The 18,153-nt window shown below is 50.1% G+C and carries 11 protein-coding genes; 2 read left to right on the top strand and 9 right to left on the bottom strand.

Going from position 1 to position 18,153, the window contains the following annotated elements; genetic code table 11:
- Positions 1 to 101 precede the first annotated feature (101 nt).
- Together AABK39_RS00255 and AABK39_RS00250 are read right to left on the bottom strand one after the other, a co-directional pair.
- Positions 102 to 1,328 carry a FecR domain-containing protein gene (locus AABK39_RS00255; protein ID WP_338392935.1) on the bottom strand — a complete coding sequence of 409 codons (1,227 nt, stop codon included), beginning with the start codon at positions 1,326 to 1,328 and terminating at the stop codon, positions 102 to 104.
- 78 nt (positions 1,329 to 1,406) lie between these two features.
- Positions 1,407 to 1,979 carry an RNA polymerase sigma-70 factor gene (locus AABK39_RS00250; protein ID WP_338392934.1) on the bottom strand — a complete coding sequence of 191 codons (573 nt, stop codon included), beginning with the start codon at positions 1,977 to 1,979 and terminating at the stop codon, positions 1,407 to 1,409.
- Between the two features lie 968 nt (positions 1,980 to 2,947).
- On the opposite strand from AABK39_RS00250, the gene AABK39_RS00245 reads away from it, so the two are divergent.
- Positions 2,948 to 4,351, top strand: coding sequence for an RtcB family protein (locus tag AABK39_RS00245; RefSeq protein ID WP_338392933.1), 1,404 nt, complete (start codon positions 2,948 to 2,950; stop codon positions 4,349 to 4,351).
- Positions 4,338 to 4,967, top strand: coding sequence for a peptide chain release factor H (prfH, locus tag AABK39_RS00240; protein ID WP_338392932.1), 630 nt, complete (start codon positions 4,338 to 4,340; stop codon positions 4,965 to 4,967). Before AABK39_RS00245 ends, prfH begins: the two co-directional genes overlap by 14 nt.
- A gap of 147 nt (positions 4,968 to 5,114) precedes the next feature.
- Here prfH and AABK39_RS00235 read toward each other — a convergent pair whose 3' ends face one another.
- The 7 genes from AABK39_RS00235 to AABK39_RS00205 all read right to left on the bottom strand — a co-directional run bounded on the left by AABK39_RS00235 (position 5,115) and on the right by AABK39_RS00205 (position 18,099).
- Positions 5,115 to 6,353, bottom strand: a complete 1,239-nt coding sequence (locus AABK39_RS00235) for a DUF4998 domain-containing protein (protein ID WP_338392931.1) — start codon at positions 6,351 to 6,353, stop codon at positions 5,115 to 5,117.
- Positions 6,354 to 6,372: 19 nt separating this feature from the next.
- Complete coding sequence (locus AABK39_RS00230; RefSeq protein WP_338392930.1) at positions 6,373 to 7,563, bottom strand: DUF5000 domain-containing lipoprotein; 1,191 nt, start codon at positions 7,561 to 7,563, stop codon at positions 6,373 to 6,375.
- Positions 7,564 to 7,590: 27 nt separating this feature from the next.
- The gene (locus tag AABK39_RS00225) at positions 7,591 to 9,519 is read right to left on the bottom strand and encodes a RagB/SusD family nutrient uptake outer membrane protein (RefSeq protein ID WP_338392929.1); all 1,929 of its coding nucleotides are present in this window, start codon (positions 9,517 to 9,519) and stop codon (positions 7,591 to 7,593) included.
- Between the two features lie 10 nt (positions 9,520 to 9,529).
- The gene (locus tag AABK39_RS00220) at positions 9,530 to 12,982 is read right to left on the bottom strand and encodes a TonB-dependent receptor (RefSeq protein WP_338392928.1); all 3,453 of its coding nucleotides are present in this window, start codon (positions 12,980 to 12,982) and stop codon (positions 9,530 to 9,532) included.
- A gap of 49 nt (positions 12,983 to 13,031) precedes the next feature.
- Complete coding sequence (locus tag AABK39_RS00215) at positions 13,032 to 14,240, bottom strand: FecR domain-containing protein (protein ID WP_338392927.1); 1,209 nt, start codon at positions 14,238 to 14,240, stop codon at positions 13,032 to 13,034.
- Between the two features lie 163 nt (positions 14,241 to 14,403).
- Positions 14,404 to 14,997, bottom strand: a complete 594-nt coding sequence (locus AABK39_RS00210) for an RNA polymerase sigma-70 factor (protein WP_338392926.1) — start codon at positions 14,995 to 14,997, stop codon at positions 14,404 to 14,406.
- Between the two features lie 282 nt (positions 14,998 to 15,279).
- Positions 15,280 to 18,099, bottom strand: coding sequence for a M16 family metallopeptidase (locus tag AABK39_RS00205; protein WP_338392925.1), 2,820 nt, complete (start codon positions 18,097 to 18,099; stop codon positions 15,280 to 15,282).
- Positions 18,100 to 18,153 lie beyond the last annotated feature (54 nt).

Below are 18,153 nucleotides of genomic sequence, written 5' to 3'. Positions count from 1 at the left end.
TGGCATTCGTCGCCCTTAACTTTTCGTGTCAGAGTATACTCATAGGCATTCCTTTTTTGATTGGTTTATAAATAGTTTATTAAATAAACCATGCGACTGCGTCACACGGATTTTTCTTTGATCAGCACTTTATCGCCTTTGCGGATTATCTCCACCGGAAATGTAGTGGCAAACAGTTCCAATACTTTCTCCAGACTCTTGTTTCTGAACACGCCGGAGAAACGTTCCTCCACCAAAGCCTCCGACTGATTATCGATACGGATATCGTACCAGCGTTCCAAACGCGTTTTCAGACTCGAAAACGGCTCGTTATAAAACGCCAGCGTATTGTCTTTCCAAGCGGTCACAAACCGCAGATTGCCCAGCGTCTCTTTCCGCATTTTATTTTCCTGGATATCATACAGCGCACTCTGCGACGGCTTAAGCATGACGGCGCCTTTCCGGTTGAATTCGCCTTGGCTTCTTTTGGCTATTCCCACCGAACCTTCCACCAAAACCGTCCGCACGCCACTTGTTTCCGGATAGTTCGTAACGTTAAAAGCCGTACCGAACACCCGAATATCCAAGTCCTCCACTTTCACGACAAAAGGACGTTTGCTATCCTTCGTCACTTCAAAATAAGCCTCACCAGTCAGGAACACCTCCCTGACATCTCCCGAAAACTCGGTAGGGTAACGCAACTTACTGTCCGAGTTCAGCCAAACCTTGGTCCCGTCGGAAAGCGCGACCGAAAAACGCTTGCCACGAGGGATGGAAAGCGTATTTATTTTAGGTACGGACTTAAGCTTTCTTCTCTGGTCGCCTTTTTTATAAATAAGCGTATTGCCCCGCTTTAAGGCCGTTCCCAAACTGTCGTTCAGCGCAATTGTGCCCGATTGGCCCGCCAAGGGCAACAAACTGCCGTCGCTTAAGGCCAAAGTCACCTCTTCCGGCGCTTGTTCCTCGTCATTTTCAAATCCGGCCAAGGCTCCGGTCTGCGAATTCCTTTGGAAACTGTCCGAATTCCACCAAAACAGCAGGCTTCCCATTACCAAAAGTACCGAAGCGGCGACGCTCCAAACCCTACGCAAACGCCTACTTCTGGTCTTCATTCGGTCGGATTCGATAAACCCGTGATAACGCCCCCAGCCGGCTTCCGTTATTTCGTCGGCGCGTCCGGGCTGTCTTGTCGCTACCCAATGGCCTCTAACCTCGTCCAGCCGTTCCGACAAGTCGGCGGACTCTTTGAGACTCGACTCAAAAGCCGTCTTTTCCTCTTCGCTCAGTTCCCCTTCCAGGTAGGCGAAGATTTGCTTGTCCAAATCGGGATATACTCGGTTTCCTGCCATAATTTCCACCTTAACGCGCCAAAGGGGGAGAACCCTTACCCTTTGCCGTAATTTTTTTTGATTTTTTTGGAAAATAGCCTAGATGATACCGTAGAAAAGGCATAAAATTAAAAAATCACCCAAGTCGGAACGCAGGCGTTTCAGGGCTTTCGACATATGCACCTCTACCGTTTTTACGGAAATACCCAAGTCCTCGGCTATGTCGGCGTTGGACATTCCCGCATATCGGCTCTTCTCAAAAACTCGCCTGCATTGGGCCGGCAGACGTTCCACGGCGCTTCTTACCCGGCTTTCCAGTTCGGGGTAAGTGATATTTCCCAAGGTCTCGGACTCGCCGGCGTTTACCTTTACCAACGAGCGCTCCCTATATTCGCGGCGGACTTTCTCTTTCCTCAACACGTCCAGGCTACGGCTATACACGCACTGAAACAGGTACGAGCGCATCGTAGTCTTCATCTCCAGCCGTTTCCGCTCCTTCCACAAACGCTCGAACACGCCTTGGACCACGTCCTCTGCCACCTCCCAGTCCCCGACGATAGGCGCCGAATAGGAGAGCAACGGGCGGTAAAAACTCCGGAACAGCTCCTCAAAATAAGAGACATCCCCAGAGCGCAAGCGTCTTTCCTGTGTTCCAGCTAGCCGGTCTCGCATCCAATGTATGTATAAAGTGGTTGAATAACATCGCCCCTTCCCCGCATCACATGATAATGTCGAGAAGTTAAAAAATAAAAATTTAATTATTAAAATAATATAAATACTTTACCTCTATATTATAGTGTCTAAAACCATCCCTTACACTCTCCATACGAAATAGCACCATAGCCTCCCGCTATTCTCATGTAAGAACGTCACCGTTAACGACCTTTTACAAAATCCCGTAAACCGGGGATTTACCTTCACAAACCGAGCTTATTCCCCTCCGGGAAAACCAACCGCACTAGCCCCCCTTTACCGCGTTCTGACGGCATCCGCCTTTTCAAAAAATCAAAATCTGGGGTTAACACTATCATTATATACTGTGTTTTGGGCAGAGACATAGTATGTAAGACCATCAAACACAGTATGTAAAGGCTATAAACATAGTATGTAACCCACTCTTACATACTGTATTCGGATTCCAAACCTCTTTTGTTCCGATTTTTTCACCTTTGGCCGACGCAGCGTTTCGTGTATATAAACAAGGTTTTTGGAGTGTATACCGACACATTTTCCCCATACTTTATCTTCATTTAAAAACATAAACTATAGTATTTCCAAAACGTATCCCTATATTTGCGACCGCATTGGGAAGGCGAACGTCTTCCGTTTTTTTTCAACAAACCAAGAAAGGAGGTCACCATGCTGATTGAACAGACAGGTGGTTATCCGTCTTCGCTCCTCGCCTAAGCTACGCTGGGCGCCACGCCGCAAGACCGGATTCCGCCGATTTTCCCAACAAACACACGGGATTGGAGTCCGAACACCAATCATGTATCCTTATTGCCCTTCGGGGAATACCTCCGTCCGCACCGCCGGACGAAGCGTAAACGACCGTATCGAGGGCCGTTCGCACGGTTATGCGCCTTGCCGTATGCCCGTACACGGTCCCGAACCACTATATACATGAATTTTTCTCCCTAATGGGAAAGAACAAAATCAAGGGGAAAGACCTCAAAAAAATCGGCTTCGAACTGGAAGAAGCCACCAGCTTGGCGCTGAATATCATGGCCAAGCACTTCAAATATCATTCGAAACAAGAGAAAATCGATATCCTCAGCGCCTTGCTTGAGGCACCGAAAGAGTACTTGGAACACGAAACCTTGGCGCCCATAGCTCAGAAACTGATGATGCGCCACAAACTGAAGCCCCTAAACGGGCTGTTGGATGAGGCGCCAGAAGATTGCGAAGTCTTCGGCAGAAAGCTGATAGACAAGACAGCTTTCCATCAAATCAATGTGGCTTCAAGGCTTCCCGTAGCACGGGCCAGCGCCCTGATGCCCGACGCCCACGCCGGTTACGGCTTGCCTATCGGCGGCGTACTCGCCACCGAAAACGCCGTGATTCCGTACGGAGTGGGGGTGGACATAGGCTGTAGGATGGCCCTAAGCGTATTCGAAGCGCCGGATTCTTACTTGGAAAGGCACCGTAGCCCGCTGAAGAAGGCCTTGCTCGACAGCACTTTCTTCGGTATGGGACAGCGTTGTCCAAAGCCTATGGACCATGAAGTGATGCATGATCCCGCCTTTACGGATACGCCTTTGCTTAGACACCTGAAGGACAAAGCTTACAAACAGCTCGGCACTTCGGGCTCGGGCAACCACTTTGTGGATATAGGAGCGCTACAACTGCACGACGGAAATCCGTTGAACCTGCCGGCCGGCAAGTACTTGGGCTTGTTGTCGCACTCCGGGTCGCGAGGTATGGGAGCGTCTATCGCCAAGTATTACACCGACTTGGCCCTAAGGGAATGCCGGCTTCCGGCCGAGGCCCGCTATCTGGCTTGGCTGGCAATGGATACGGATCCCGGCAGGGAATACTGGAAAGCGATGAATCTGGCCGGCGACTACGCCAAGGCTTGCCACGACCAAATCCATATGCGGATGGCCAAAGCTATAGGCATGAAGCCCTTGGCTACGGTGGAAAACCACCACAACTTCGCTTGGAAGACGAAGGTGGACGGTAAGGAAATGATCGTACACCGCAAGGGGGCTACACCCGCGGCGAAAGGCGAATTGGGCATAATCCCGGGATCAATGACCGCTCCCGCCTACTTGGTGGAGGGCAGAGGAAACCGCAAAAGCCTGTTCTCGGCCTCGCACGGAGCGGGAAGACTCCTGTCCAGAAAAGCGGCTTCTGAGGCCACTACCATGCACGAACTCCGCAAAAGCCTGCGCAAACAAGGCGTAAGCCTGATTGGAGGCGGTACGGACGAGGCCCCTTTGGCCTACAAACCCATCGCGGACGTAATGGACGCCCAACAGGACTTGGTTGACATCTTCGGTATTTTCGAACCCAAAATCGTGAGAATGGATGAGGGGAAATAGTTATTTGGTACAGATTACCTCGGGCCGTGGCCCCGCCGAGTGTTGTTTGGCCGTAGCCAAACTTACCAAAGCCTTTTTGAAAGAGGCGAAAAAGTCGGGCCTTGAGGCCAAAGTGGCAGAACGTAACGCCGGTCCGGAAACCAATACGCTCAGTTCCGCACTGATTGAAATATCGGGAAAGGAAATGGAGAACTTCCGCAAGAGCTGGGAAGGATCGGTGCTTTGGATCACGAAAAGTCCTTACCGGAAATTCCACAAGCGTAAAAACTGGTTTGTAGGCGTTCGTTTTATCGAACGAAACACCGGCAAAATCAGCTCTAGAAGGATCGAGTTCCAAGCCGTAAGGGCCTCCGGGCCCGGCGGACAGCACGTAAACAAAACGTCAACCGCCGTGCGTGCTACGGATTTGGCTACGGGAATCAGTGTATTGGCGCAGGATTCACGCTCGCAAAAGCAGAACAAAGCTTTGGCCTTGGAACGTCTGGAAGCCAAGTTCCGGGAACGGGAACTGGCCGACGCGCTGGATTCGGCTTCGGAACAATGGGAAACGCATCTGAATTTGGAGCGGGGAAACCCAATCAGAACCTTTAGAGGACCAGAGTTTAGGGAAATCTGACAGACTGAACAGATCTAAAAGCCGTTTATCAGGCTTTGGCATAACAACAAAAAGGTGGCGCTCAAAGGGCGCCACCATTGGTTACTCACGGAAAAAACACAGTTGCCTACTCCGGGTTTTCAGCATGAGTTTTGCCCGAAGGCAGTTTTATTTAATAATCACAGGCTCGGGATACGTCACCTTATCGGCGAACAACTCGATTTCGGATAGGGTACCGTTGCTAACTTTTCCCCAAGACTCCATCGGCCTGATGCGGATATAGCGCACCGCAGGCAAATCATCATCAAATTCTACGGCTTTGTCCTTGTGTCTTGCGGCCACATTGGCTCCGTCTGTCTCTTCAGGGCCCATTTCCACAGTCTTTAACAAAACCCAGCCTTTCTCAGCCGACTCGGCTTCCCAACCTTCATCCGTAGACGGAAGAGTGGTTTCAGCCCCTCCCAACTCAGCAATTCCCCAAATCTGTAATACTCTGGTATTGTCGTTATGGTAAGATCCGTGCTTTCTGGGGATGATATTCGCACGGGTCAACTCCGTTACGCCTCCCAAGTCGATTGTAAAATGAAATGGAATCGCTCCGCCTACAGGATAGAAGAAGTCGCCACCTTTGTTTCCATTCCAGAGATTCGTAATGTGTCCGCCCCATTTTCCGCCCGGTTCGTCCGTTGCTAGAGGGCTTACTCCGAATTTATTCCTGTTTAGCCCAAAATCCTTCGGCAATGCCAACGCTTCGGAGTCGGCGTAGAAATCATCAATCGATTCCTCTTCGGGCCTATACATGGTTGTCAGGCTCATATCCGTACCGAACTTGGCGTCTTTAAGCACCGTCTGCTCTTCCTCCGACGGCACCGTACGGGTTTTCTCCGTACCGTCCGCCGTCATATAAGTTACCTCGGAAAGAATGGACGTTTTGGCATGGCTCCAGTTCAGCAACACCGCCGAATCCGTTCCGACCAGCTCAACGTAGCTGTTGTTCAATCCGTCGATATACTTTTGACCGTAAACCCTTCCCGTTACCTCGGCGGGCACGGACTCGTTTCCAGTGTTATCTTTCTGGATTACCTTGAATACGTAGGCTTTTTCCTCCAAGCCATCGATAGTCACTTCCATCGTTTCCTCGCCATTGCCGACTTTCGCCACTTCCACTTCCTTGGACTTATCACCCCAAAGAATCTGGGCTTTCTTGATTTTCGGGTCGGCACTGTTTAGCCAGACCAATTTTAGGCGGTCTTTTCCGGGTACGGAACGAATTTCCAGAGGCTTCCCGATGTATATTTCCTCGCCGTCCTTGAGGTAGTCTTCGTGTAGTTCGTTAACGTCTTTGCAGGCTCCAAGCGTAGTCAGAACCGCAGTGACCGCACACGCGTATATTTTTATCTTTTTCATTTCTTATCGCTTGAAAATCCTAGAAACTTTCTTCCACACGGCCCCAGCATCCCATTTCGGAGATATGGAGGTCTTTGCCACCCGGGGTCCAGTTGGCCAGCATCACAAACCGCAAATAGCGATAGGCCGAGGCCGCTGCCGGAAATTTGAATTCCTCTCCGCGATTCACCAAAGCGTTATCTTCTTGCGACACTTTTCCGTAGGGCAAACCCGAAGGTTTGATAGACTCGCAGGTAATCAGCTTGGTCCAACCGCTGAAGGAACCATCCGTGGACGGGTCGTTGCTTCCCCAAATCTCGTAGACTCTTGGGTTTTGGTGCTGGAACTGGTAGCCTCCGGGGCGTTGCCAAATCTTGATTCTGCTCAGTTTAGCTTTGGCCTTCATATCCCAACTGAAGTACAGAGGCAGAGATTCATTGCCTTTTGTATGTCCGTAATTCGATATTCCCGTGCGGTAATCGACCATCGCGCGGAACGAACCGCCCCAATTCGCCAAATCGACTTCACCCGCACCTGAAAGTTGGCTCCATTTGGTTCTGTCTATTTCTTCCTCAAAAAGAGGTTTAAGCTCCGCCAATATCGTATCGGAACGGTTTTCCCAGCGATCCCTCACGTAGGCACCGAAGACGTTTTTCAGGGTATCCAAACCGCGCAACGTAAAGTCGCCCTCTTCGACACTGGAATAAACGGCTTCCCGCTCTTCCAATACTCCGTCATCGTTTTTCGCCAAAATTATAAACGCGAGATTGGCCAAGTGCTCATTCTGCCAAGTCATATTCACGCCGGCGAAATCCTCACGCAATTCCAAAGTCTTGAAAACGGATGTTACGGGCGGTTCCATAGGCGTAACTTTCACCTCAACGGGCGACGATTCCACACCTCCGCGGTCTACGGTGGTAATGGAGATCGTTTTTTCCTCCATATCGCCGAATCCGTCAACTACGATAAAGTTGGTGAACGCCGAAGTTTTGGTCTCGCGCTCCGTTTGGCTGTTTACCCTGTACTTGGCTTTTACAAACAACAAGTCTTTGTCCGCCGGAACTTTGTATGATATTTTAGCTCCGCCGGGCAGACTTTCAACCTGCAATTCCGAAACCGACGCCGGGGCCGAACCGTCGGAGCCTTCCCTGATAAAATGATCTTCTTCCGAACATCCAGAGGCCAAAGCGACCGCAAGTGCAAGAAAGAGTACGCTGATATATTTTTTCATGATCTTCTAACTTTGTAATGCCTAAAATCACCAACCCGGGTTCTGCACCAAGGCGTTGTTCTTGACGATTTCATCCTGCCTGATCGGGAAAAGGTAGTCTTTCCGTTCAAAACTGAGCGGATAAACGGTCTGTACCCGATAATATTCCGCCGGTGTTTCGCCATCGACGTTCCAGCCTTGGATAGGCTTCTGAAACTCGGATTCGGCGTCGAGCCAACGGCGCAAGTCCCAGAATCGGTGTCCTTCGAAAGCAAGTTCTATAAGACGCTCACGTTTGATGATCGCGCGACGGCCGTCTTGGCTATCCGGTTTTTCGGGATTGGAAGAATGCGTCATCCAAGACTCGGAAACACCTTTCAGCCCCGCCCTGACGCGCACTTTGTCCACGTATTCCAACACTTGGTCTTTGCTGGCTCCAGATTCGTTCAGAGCTTCGGCGTACAGCAAGTACAAATCGGCCAAGCGGATAACGGGGAACGGATAACGCTCCGTAGCCACGCCCGTATTGCCGTTTCTTACCACTGTTTTGGGATGAATCAGCTTCTTGACCAAATAGCCTGTCACGCTATGCTGTTGAGACGCTTTTTTGCCCGAAACCTGGCCTGCCAACATACGGGTGCTCCACAAAGGTTTGGTGTCGTCTTCGCGGCCTGAGCCAAAGTAAGTGCCGCCGTCGAAAAACATATCAGCGTAGAAACGGGGCTCACGGTCGAAGTGAAGTTTGACGGTCTCGTGTCCTTCCAAGATATAATACCTGTGGTCTTCCGTCGCCCTTTGCAGTTCGAAGCGATTGGCGAAATCGTAGCTTTTATCCTCGTCTATAGGCACTCCGTTTTTGCTATAGAACAGCTCAGCCATACGCATTGTGGGCGCCAATAAAGATGCGGCTCCGAGATTGTCGGCTTGGCTGGAGGCGAATTTCGGGACGCATACCCGCTGAAGCCGGTCAACCGGGCCCAAGCCCCAAACCAATTCCTGATTCCAGCGTTCGGTCACGGCGCCGCGTATATTCAGCTTCACCCGCGTACTGTCCGACATCTTTGTGGTGGATTCTTCGATATACAGGCTTACTCCATTTTCCTCACAAGCTTGGACCGCTTGCTCCAAAGCGTCTTTGGCTTTCGGCCAAGCCGTAGCCGGGTCCATATCGATCAGCTTGGTTCCGTCGTGGTTCGCCAAGTCCGACATGATTCCGTTTTGGTCGAAAATCGGGCTTGCGCCTAGCACCAAGGCTTTTGCTTTTACGGCCATGGCCACAAGACGGGTTACCCGGCCCGCTTCGGTCGCCGCTTGTGTGATCACGGTTGGGAGAGCGTCTTCGTCTTCCAGAGCTTCGTCTAATAACTCGACAATATAGTCTACAACTTCGCTTACCGGACGCCTTTCCAAGTTAACGGCCTCCGCACTCGGCGAAATATTCTCACGGATTACCGGAATAGGACCGTACATCCGCAGTAGCAAATAATGGTAATAGGCTTTCAGGAATTTCACCTCGGCGACCCAACGTTTCCTTTCATAATCCGGCAGATCCTTGGGCTGGTCAATATTTTCCAAAAAGATATTACAGTCGCGGATAGCCACGAACAGGCTGGTAGGCGTATGGTTTTTATCATTCGGATTAAAAGTCGCCACCCAGCTGGTTCCGCCTATCGGGTCACTGACATTCTGGAAACCACGGGCGATATCCCAGTAATAAGTGCTTCCGTAATGGGCCCCGAGGTTAAAAGCCCTAGGAATCAGCCAGTTCTCGTCGCCGGCCAAAAAGGCCATATTCGCCGACTGGTCGTGTTCAGCCGGAAGGAATGAGTAGCACGTATAAAGGTACCTCTCCGAACTGGCCCTGTTGGTGAAAGCTTTGTCGATAGTAGCCAAGTTATCAGGCACTACGTCCAGGTAATCTTTGCAGGAAGCAAAAAGCACCAGCAAAAACATATATGAAAAAACTCGTCTAATCATAATCGGGAATTTAGAGCGTCACGTGTACGCCAAGGTTGAAACTGCGCTGAATAGGGTAGGCCAATCCGTTTCCGGCCATTTCGGGATCCCACAGCTTGAATTTACTGAAGGCCAAAAGATTGTTGCCGGTGAAGTAGATCCGGAACTTGTCGATTCCCCAGCGCGAAGTCAGGTTCTTGTCGAAAGTATAGCCCAGCTCCAAGCTTTTGAGCCTAAGCATATCGCCTTCGCGCATGTACCAGGTGCTGGTCTGGGTGTTGTTGCCCCAGTCGCCCAAGTCGGCGGCCAAGCGTGGCCAAAGCGCATAAAGATTTCTGTTTTCTTCGCTCCAATGGTTGTCGGCTATCACTTGCATCAAGGCGTTGTTGGAAGTCACGCCGCCTTTGCCGTCGTTGTCTACGAAGGGCGCCATGGCGCCCGGGTTTATCCAGAAAGCCGTATTGCCGTAGCCCTTGAAAAAGAAGTTCACGTCCCAGTTTTTGTAGGAAAGCGAGGCTCCGAAGTCGTAAGTGATTTCCGGTGCGGTCGGGGTTCCTATCGGCACTTTGTCGGCGGTGGTGATTTTGCCGTCGCCGTCAATGTCCTTGTACTTGATATCGCCTGCCGAGTATGGACCGAAGGTTTGCTCGGGCGAATTTCTGATTTCCTCGTCGTCCACAAAAAGTCTTTCGGCTACGTAGCCCCAAGTCTGGTTTATCGGACGGCCTTCCCTTGATCTCCACGGCGTGTCGCTGTAGTCGGGTTCGTCGTATTTCAGAATCTCGCTGGTGGCGTAAGTCAAACTTCCCTTAAAAGCCAAGAACAGGTCTTTGCCCAAACTGCGGGCGTAGCGTGAAGAAATCTCAAAACCTTGGGACTGCGCTTCGCCGACATTGGCCCGGATAGGAGCCTGAAAACCGGCTGCCGCCGAAATATTGGTACGGTCGATAAGGATGTTGGTCCTTTTTTCATGGAAAACATCGAGTCTGGTTTCCCAGCTGTTCCACATGTCCAACTCCACCGAAAAGTTCGTTTTGTAGGCAGTTTCCCAAGTAATGGAAGGGTCGGCGTAACGCAAGATACTGGATCCTTCCTTCACCTCGTCGAAGTTGGTACCGAAGCGGGCCGAACGGGCCCCGTTGTTGAGCTTGACTTCGGAGAGGTAGAAGAAGCGGTCGGAAGAGCTACCGATGTTGTCGTTGCCCGTAAGGCCGTAAGTAAGGCCGATTTTCAGTTTGGAAACGGTGTTCGACAACGATTCGAAGAAAGGTTCTTCGGAAACCATCCAACCCAAACCGGCGCTAGGGAAGAACCCGAAACGCTCGCTTTCGTGGAAACGTTCGGAGCCGTTGTATCCGAAGTTGAATTCGGTGAAATACCTGTCTTTAAAATAATAATTGAAACGTCCGGAGAGTCCCATATTTCTGGAAGGCAGGGAAGTCTGCAAAGTACCGGCATTGGCGAAAGAATGGCTCCGCATAATATAAATCAGCTGTGAAGCCAAGGTATGGTCGCCGCCAAGATCTTTTTTGTAATTCAGAATTCCTTGGAAATAAATCGTGCTCTGAACCTTTTTGTCCCCTTCCTGATAATCCAAGAAGTCCGTTCCGCCGTTGGCTCCGTCAGGGTTGATGGTGTGCAAAGTATACTTGTCCTGATCACGGTCGTAAGAATCGACAGTGTGGTAGAACGGCTTGTAAAAACGGCTTACGTCGAAATAGCTTTTGCGGGTAAGGTTAACCAAAGCGTTTGCCCTCAGTCCTTCGGTAATAAATCCGAGATCCTGATCCAGCTGAAACTGCGTGGCGATAGTGGAGGACGATTTTTCCTTGTAACCTTTCACCATCTCGGCGTAAGGGTTGATATAAGATCCGTCCTCGAAGTTGCCGAACAGCGGGTAGGGCGTAAACTCATTAGCCTCGTCTGGAGCGTAAACCGCCGGGAAAAGGACCGGATTACTGCGCATCACCTTGCGGTAAAGGTCCGAACCGCCATCGAGCGGACCGACGTAATCCTCGATACGCGAGCTGAGCATTATCTTCGCCTTGGTGGTCTGCGTCAGCTTGATATCGATATTGGAACGGAGGGAATATTTCTTCAGGTCGATATTGTTGTTGAAGTTATTCCGGTTATCGACTTTCAGTACGCCATTGTCTTTCGAGAAAGAACCCGAAACGTAATACTGAGCGATCTTTCCACCGCCTCGGATGTTGAGGTTGGCCCTTTGGTTAAAAGCGTAACGTTTGAAAAGGTCGTTGTACCAATCGTTTTGCGGATAGACATACTGGTTCATTCCCCGCTCCGTATTCACGATTTTGTCTTGGGTATAAGGCAACTCTCCAAGAGGATCACGGGTTTTCACCGCCTCGTTGTGGAGTTTCATATACGTAATCGGATCGGCCAAGTCGATGTCTTTGGTCGGCATCGAAATGATATTATCGAAACGCATCGACACTTTTATCTTGCCTTCCACACCTTGCTTGGTATTGACCAAAATAACGCCGTTGGCACCGCGAGCGCCGTAAAGAGCCGTGGCGGCGGCGTCTTTCATAATGGAAAAACTTGCGATATCGTCGGGGTGGAGGCCAGCCAAATCTTCCGTGCCGAGCTCAATTCCGTCGATAAGGATCAGCGGGTTCGAGCTTTCGCCGAAAGTGGTGACGCCACGGACAAAGAACTGGGCATTGTCCTCGCCGGGTTCGCCCGTACGCTGGAAGGCCAAAACGCCCGGCACTTGGCCCGTCAGCGCCGTGGTTAGGTTACTGGACGGCACCCGGAGCTCTTCGGGCTTAATAGTGGTGACCGAGGCCACAACGCTTTTCTTTTCCTGTTCGGCGAAAGCCACGACGGTTACGGTTTCCAGTTCGTCGGTCTGCTCGTCCATGCTTACTAAAAGCTTGTTTTTGCTGGTGACGGTAACCGTTTGGGTTTGGTAACCGATAAACGAAACCTGAAGCTTGTTACCCAGATTCACTTTCATGGAAAAGTTACCTTCCACGTCTGTAATCATACCGCCGGTTTTTCCCAAAACCTGAACCGTGGCTCCCGGCAGGCCTTCGCCGTTGGCCGCGTCGATCACCCGGCCACTAAGCAGGAAGCCTTGGGCTTGCGCCGGTTCCGGAGCGGGTGTGGGCTTTTTCGGCAATACCACAATCTGGTTTCCCGTAATTTCGTAGGTGAGACCGCTTCCCCTGAGGGCTTTCCGCAACAGCACGTTCACGTCCTTGTTCCGAACGCTGACGGAAATTCTGCGGTACTCGTTCACTTGGTCTTCCCGGTAGAAAACCTCGTAATCCGTATTCTCTCTGACAAAATCCAGGATTTCGCTTAACAATACTCCCTTGGCCTCAAAAGTGATTCTTTTGTCTTCCGCCTGCGCCGTGGAAACCGACACAAACAGGGTCATCAGAAAAAAAATAGGCAATAAGAGTCCACCAAAGGCCCCCGCGGGAACCTTCCGTTGATTCGGTAATAATTTTTCCATAAGTTTAGTTTATTGAAACACAAAAAGGCAAGTCCCGAAAAGGGCTGAATCATTTCGGGCTTGCTTCCTTCAAAATCAATAGCCGTTTTCGCTTGTCGTATGTATAGCGGAAATCCACGGTTTTGCGGATTGTCTCCAACATCTCCACCACCGTTTCTTTCCTGAAAGTTCCCGTAAATCTTTTCCGGTCCAGACTGCGGGCCTCGTTTACGATTTTTATCCCGTACCAGCGTTCTATTTTCGGTATCATCTCTCGAAAATCCGTGTGGCGGAACACCAAAGCCTCTTTTGTCCAAGCCGTTATACGGTCAAGGTCAGGGTAGGTGAGTACGATTTTTCCTTTTTGCACCGTCGCCATGGTTCCCGGCGATATTCTGAGTGCCTTGTCCGGCAAAAACATCTGCCCGGGCCTGAAAATGGCCACGCTTCCTTCCACTAAAGTGGTGGAGGTTACGGAATCGGAATCGTAGGAAGAAACGTTAAACTCGGTTCCCAAAACCCTTACGTTCGAGCGTACCGTACGTACTTCGAACGGCCGATCCTCATCATGCGCCACTTTGAAAAGAGCTTCTCCACGTACATATACAACCCGTTTTTCACGGTCAAAACCTTCGGGAAACCAAAAATCCGTTCCGCCGTTCAGCGCCACCGACGTGCCGTCGCCCAGCACTATTCGGCTACGTACACCCGGCGGAGACACCAAACGCTGTAACTTTACGCTATCGCGAATTTTGCGTTCGGGTTTGTAAATCCATTCTTTTCCTTGGACAGTAAGTCGGAAACCTTTTTTCGATAAACCATCGTGGAGGCTGTCCAAGGCGTAAACATGTCCGTCCGCCGTTACTAAGCTCAAGAAACCAATCTTTTGCCGGTCGGCCAACGAACTGATCGACGGGTAGGTAAGCGATATTCTCATATCTTCGCCCCCAATAAGCAGGACACCCGCCACAAACAGCAAAGTCAAGCCCGCCGCCACGGCCAAACGAATCGTTCCAAAAGAGGACTTTCCGATTTTTTTACGGCTAACGTTTTTTACTTTTCTATTATCGATTTTTTCACTCAATATTCGGCGTCCTTCGGCTTTGTCAAAACGTTGGGTCCAGAGGTGCGCCAACCTTTCGGAAGACTTGTCGGCCAAACGATACGATTCAAAGAGCGCACGGTTTTTCTCCGATGCTTCCAACCACAACCTAAATCTTTCAGCTTCCTCCGCGGAAAGTTCCCCATTCAAAAAATTCACTATTTCCCGATCCATCATATTCAGTATTCCTCTGCTCTTTAACCCTTTGACAGGTTAACGAAATTTTACCCCTACGTACAAAGACAAAAAAATACGACACTACTCTGAAAAACTGGGTTTCAAGCCTTTGAATAAAAAATAACACACTGAAAATCAACCAAATGAAATTGAAGGAAAAAATTCAAGAAACGAATATTCCTTCCGTATAACGTAGCGCTTCCACAGCCAGCCACAAGACCAATCCCGTGAGTTCTATACCCGCTCCGCGCAAAGATCCCCTTACGGATTTCAGCGCCTTGGTCATCTGGTTTTCAACCGTTTTCGGGGAAATCCCCATAATATCGGCGATCTCCCTGTATTTGAGCCCGGAGAGTTTGCCCAACTCAAAAACCTGTCTGCATTTATCCGGCAAAGCGTCCAGAGCCGTAGTCATTTCCCTTTCCAGCTCGGCGTATTGCACTTGGTCGTCCACGTAGCGCCGTGAGCGATCGGCCGTAACCGAAAACCAGTCGCGGTAGCGTTTTCTGACCCCCAGTCGCTCTATTCTGTTCAACGACCTGTGATGCACCGCCCGAAAAAGATACGCTTTGATATTCTCGCAACGGGTCAGCAAGCCCAAATCCTCCCAAAGATCGGCGAACAGATCGAGCACGATTTCCTTGGCCTCTTCCTCATCTTTCAGACGGCGAAAAGCGTAGGCGCACAACCTCTCGTAGTAATCGGAATACACCGATTCATATTCCGCTCTCAGATCAATGGAAGAGATACTTTTCATAGAATCAAAAAAACATTTAGCCCGCAAAAAGACCAAAAACCTTATACAAAACGACAAGTGCGATGGCACAATAAAGCACAAAACGGTAAATTTTAAAAGAGATAAGGAATTTAAACCCGGATACGGCTAACTACCCGAGGCTTGTAAACAGAAAGATACGTGATGCTCGAATTTAGGGAACCTAAAAAATTTCATCTTGACCGAGCTTGTCGTATTACCAAAAAAAGGGAGGCCAATCCCGTAACGGACCGGCCTCCCCGAATTAAATCTATATGAGAGTGTTTACTGTACTTCCTTAGCCTTCGGGCGGAAAACTATCTCGTAGCTGTCCGCGCCTTTCAACAATTTTTTGGTGAACTTCTGCAGGTTCTTCGCCGTTACCGACGCTACGATATCCTCGAAGTTTTTCGGATCGTTCATATCATAGCCTTCCCTGAAGTAGTTTTTCAAAACGCTCATTTCGTATGAATTATTGTTCTTGGCGTCTTTTCTCTCTTTCAGGTAATTGGCCGTGGTTTTGTCGATGTCTTCCTGCTTGATTTCGCCGTTTTTGATCTTCTCGATTTCCTCCACAACGATTTCCTTCAGGCGATCAACTTTCTCAGGATCACAGTCAAACGACACCGAAAGGTAAGCTATCTGCTTCGGGCGCTGGCCGAGTGAAGCGCTAACACGGGCACCATAAGTACCGCCTTCCTTCTCGCGAATGGCCTCGGTGTATCGCAAACGAAGGATATCGCCCAAGGCGCGCATCATCGTGCGGTTTTGGAGATTGTACTTCACCTTGTTTTTGAACTGCGTACGCACCGTGGCTTTCGGGTTCTCCATTTTCAGATAAATATCCCGCTCTATACGGTCGCTAAGCCATTCGGAACTGTTGTCTTTCCACATTTCCTCCGTCCCTTTGGTAGGGAGGCTGGCGACGTATTTAGCCAAAAGCGGTTTGAGCGCTTCCTCTTTCACATCTCCTATGATAAAGAATTCAAAATCCGAAGCGTCCGCGAAACGCTCGCTGTAGATTTCTTTCATACGGTCGAAAGAGATGTCCTTGATATAGCCTTCGTCAAAAATCCTGCGCCTAGGGTGGTTCGGGCCGTAAAGCGCAACGGTCAGACTATCGCCTTTCTGCATATTCACATCGCCGGCTTTGCGGGTAAGGTAGTTCGAAAGATTGCTTTTCAGCACTTCGTAACCTTCTTTAGCGAAGCGGGGCTTCACAAAACGCAAGTGCAGAAGCTGAAGCATAGTCTCAACATCTTTGGTTACCGCCGATCCCCAAGCGCTCTCGTTCAGACCACCCAAGGAAACACCGGCCGAAGCTCGCTTGCCGGCCAAGACTTTCTTCAGGTCGGTAGCGTTGTATTCTCCCAAGCCGGAAAAATTCGCCGTATTTATGGTCATGGACGCAGACGGCAAATCGCTAACCGGAAGCAGCGAGGTACCGCCAAAGCTGACGGCGCTAAGCTTAACCGAGTTCTTTTGCTTGTCCACGAATTTGTGATGGACTTTCACGCCATTGCTAAGCTTGAAAGTGGTGGAGCCGATCTTGTCGTTTTTCTCCACAGAAACCACCGTGCCCGGCTTCACTTCCAAACCGTCCATCAGCGTTTTGCCCGCCATATTTTCGGTATAGGCTACCAAACCCTCGCCGGATTCGGCTTTGGCCAACATCTTACGGGCCGTGGCTTCGTCCAAGTTCTTGCGTCCGTCTACGCCCGTAACGCTAAGGCTGCGGTTATCCTTTATGTAAAGGCGCTTGATTGTGGCGTGAAGGTCTTCAGGTTTCAAAGTCTCAAATACCTGCTTCAGCGCCTCATATTCTTTTGCCGGATCGGAAATCACCTCGTTGTCAAGGTAATTGCGCTTGATCCAACCGATCACCTGCCTGTGCGAAATATCGTCCAGCTTCTTGAGCATTGTCTCATAAGAGCTGATATAATTGGCTTTGGAGCGTTCCAATTCGCTTTGGGTATAACCGAACTTCACGGCGCGGTTCAGCTCTTTTACCGCCATTTCGAAAGCCTCGTGCTGTTTGCCCGGCTTCGGCGAAACGCTCAGACTCAAGGCGTTGCTTGTCCGGGTCATTTTGCCGTACCATACGCCGGCGTACAAAAATGGAGAGTCTGGCTTTTGGCTGATTTCCCGCATCCGGGCAGAAATCATGGACGTTGCCATTCCTTCCAAAATTCCTGTGCGGAAATCTCCGTAAGTCTCGTCTTTTGCCGGCCTCGGGTGGCGGATCTGGAAAGAGATTCTGGAAGTGGCCACTTCCTTGTCCATCGCCATTTTGTAGCGCAGGCCTTCGTTGCCCGGAATATCCACCAAAAAGCGTTTCCGGGGATTTTTCACCGCAGGGATTTTCGAAAACTTCTCCTTGATTTTTTTCTCCACAGCATCAATGTCGATATCGCCCACCACGGCTATGGCCTGCAAATCGGTGCGGTACCAGTCATGATAAAAATCGCGCAGGGCCTTGTACTTGAAGTTGTTCACCACATCCATCTTTCCGATTGGCAAACGGACAGCGTACTTCGAATCATTGTGCGAGTTGGGCAACAGCTTCTCCCACACCCGCATGCCGCCGCTTTGGCGCGTCCGCCACTCTTCGCGGATTACGCCGCGCTCGGCATCGATTTCCTCGTCGGTGAGTAGCAGGTAATTTGACCAATCGTGCAAGACCAAAAGGCAAGTGTCCAACAAGCCGGGCTTATTCATCGGCACTTTGTCCATGTTGTATACGGTCTCGTCAAAGCTGGTGTAGGCGTTGATCTCCTTACCGAAAACCACCCCGTGTTTTTGAAGAGTGTTCAGAATGCCTTTTCCCTCGAAATGTTCGGTTCCGTTGAAGGCCATATGCTCCAAAAAGTGAGCGAGCCCCTGTTGGTCGTCATTTTCCAAAACCGACCCCACGTTTTGGATAATGTAGAAACTCGCCGCGTTTTTGACCACGTCTGAGCTGTACAGATAGTACGTCATGCCGTTTTCGAGTACGCCCTTCCGTACCCGATCATAATCCGGAAGCCTATCGGCTTCAGAAAACCGCTGTCCATAGGATGAAAACCCTATAAGCAATAAAAATAAAGTTTTAAAAATGCTCTTCATATGACTAAAGTTTAGGTTTATAAAAGTCAAAATATGACATATCAAACACCAAGA

The sequence above is a fragment of the Fulvitalea axinellae genome (genome assembly GCF_036492835.1).
Taxonomy (GTDB): Bacteria; Bacteroidota; Bacteroidia; order Cytophagales; family Cyclobacteriaceae; genus Fulvitalea; species Fulvitalea axinellae.
Note: the sequence above shows the minus strand (reverse complement) of the source record. Positions and strands in the feature narration are given on the sequence as shown.